The 2,252-nt window shown below is 65.1% G+C and carries 2 protein-coding genes; both read left to right on the forward strand.

The annotated features are described in order from the left end of the window. Positions 1-1,460 (forward strand): FAD-dependent monooxygenase (locus tag EOA86_RS31440; protein ID WP_128345167.1); only part of this gene is annotated, 1,460 nt, incomplete at its 5' end. 112 nt (positions 1,461-1,572) lie between these two features. Continuing rightward, positions 1,573-2,252, forward strand: a 680-nt coding sequence (locus EOA86_RS31445) for an efflux RND transporter permease subunit (protein ID WP_164892176.1), incomplete at its 3' end; no start/stop codon positions are given.

Genomic DNA, 2,252 nt, shown 5'->3' on the forward strand with positions numbered 1-2,252 from the left:
GTCCAGGCGAGACATCGCGCGCGCTCGCCGTCCAGGCCCGCACGCTCGAGTTCCATCGACAGATCGGCATCGTCGAGGAGGTGCTTGCCGCCGGCGTGCGGCTGGAGCAACTCACCGTGCGCACGCCGGCCGGCATTGCCGCAAAGCTGCCGCTCTCCGACTTCGGCCGCGGCATCAGCCCGTTCCCCTTCGCATTTGCGCTGCCGCAGGACATTCACGAGCATATCCTGGTCACGCATCTCGAGCGCGCCGGGGTTCGGGTCGAGCGCAACACGGAGCTGGTCGCGTTCGAGGACAGGAGCAGTTCGGTTGTCGCCACATTGCGCAATGGCGGTGTGACCGAGACAGTCTGCGCTGCCTATCTCGTCGGTTGCGACGGCGCCCGCAGCACCGTGCGGCATGGGCTAAATATCGGCTTCCCGGGTGGCACCTACGAACAGGCCTTCTACGTCGCCGACGTGACGGGCAGCGGCGCGGTCACCCGCAATGGCATGGACACTACAGTCAGCGCTTACGGTTTCGCGATCGTCATGCCGGTCAGGCAATCCGGTTCACTGCGTCTGATCGGCATCGTCCCGAAGGCGCATGAAGCCGACGAGACGATCACCTTCGAGGCGATCCGCGCGGATGTCGAGAGCGACACGGGTATCAAGGTCAACGAAGTCAACTGGTTTTCGACCTACCGCGTCCACCACCGCGTTGCCGAACGCTTCCGCGTCGGCCGCGTATTCCTCTGCGGCGATGCCGGCCACATCCACAGCCCGGCCGGCGGCCAGGGCATGAACACCGGCATGGGCGATGCGGTCAACCTGGGCTGGAAGCTCGCTGCCGTGGTTCAAGGCCGTGCCGATCAGCGCCTGCTCGACAGCTACGAGCCTGAACGCATCGCCTTTGCTCGAAAGTTGATCGAGAGCACCGACACGGCGTTCCGCTTCATCACCAGCCGCTCGCGCCTGGTCGGCCTGTTCCGGCGCTATCTGATGCCGAAGATCATGAACGTGCTGCTGCACACGTCGTACGGCTCGCGTGCCTTCTTCGGCCTGATCTCGCAGGCCGCGATCCAGTACCGTTCCGGGCCGATCAGTTCCGGCACGGCCGGGAAAATCAGCGGCGGCGACCGCCTGCCCTATGTCCTCTCCGCCAGCGGCAACAATTTCGAGCCGCTGCGCTCGCTGGACTGGCAGGTGCATGTCTATGGCGAGGCGAATGCCGAGTTCCGGGCGATGCTGGCTCCGACCGGCATCCCGATCCACAGCTTCGCCTGGTCCGACATGGCTAAAGCCACGGGCCTGCATCGCGACGGTGCCTATCTGGTGCGGCCCGACGGCCATGTCGCGCTGGCCTCGCCGGTGCAGGAGGCAGCCACCTTCCAGCGCTACCTTGCCGGGCTTGCCATCAAACCCCGGCTGGCCGAGCGAGGGCCGTACCGCATCCCGGGCACCATGCACAGCCTGGCCTGAGTAACGCCCGCCCCGACCGGCGGGTGCCACCCAGCCCAATCACTGAAGTCTTCAGCCGGCGCAGGCCGGCCGCGCGCCGGGATGGCGCGCGCCATGAAAAAGGAGTCGCATCATGACCAGCTTCAATCTTTCCGAATGGGCACTGCGCCACAAGAGCTTCGTCATCTACCTGATGATCGCGGCCGCACTCGCTGGCATCTTCGCCTACACCGGGCTCGGCCGCGAAGAGGATCCGCCCTTCACCATCAAGACCATGGTGGTCAAAACGCTATGGCCGGGCGCAACGACCAGCGACACGGTGGAGCAGATCACCGACCGGATCGAGAAGAAGCTCGAGGAGCTTCCCAACCTCGACTACGTCAAGAGCTACACCAAGCCCGGCGAATCGGTGGTCTTCGTCAACCTGAAGGACACGGTCGCGGCCGAGCAGGTGCAGCCGCTCTGGTACCAGGTGCGCAAGAAGCTCGACGACATCAAGCCGACGATGCCGTCCGGCGTCCAGGGCCCCTTCTACAATGACGAGTTTGGCGACACCTATTCGCTGATCTATGCGCTTACCTCCGACGGCGTCAGCCATCGCGATCTGAAGGATTTAGCGAGCGGCCTGCGCGCCGGGCTGCTGACCGTGCCCGACGTCGCCAAAGTCGAGCTGATCGGCCAGCAGGACGAAAAGATCTATTTGGAATTCTCGACGCAGAAGGTGGCAGCACTCGGGCTCGACGTCGGCACGCTGTCGCAGGTGCTGCAGGCGCAGAACGCGCTGACCCCGAGCGGAACGGTCGACGCCGGCCC

It is taken from the genome of Mesorhizobium sp. M5C.F.Ca.IN.020.32.2.1 (assembly GCF_004023105.1).
In the GTDB taxonomy this organism is placed as follows: Bacteria; Pseudomonadota; Alphaproteobacteria; order Rhizobiales; family Rhizobiaceae; genus Mesorhizobium; species Mesorhizobium wenxiniae.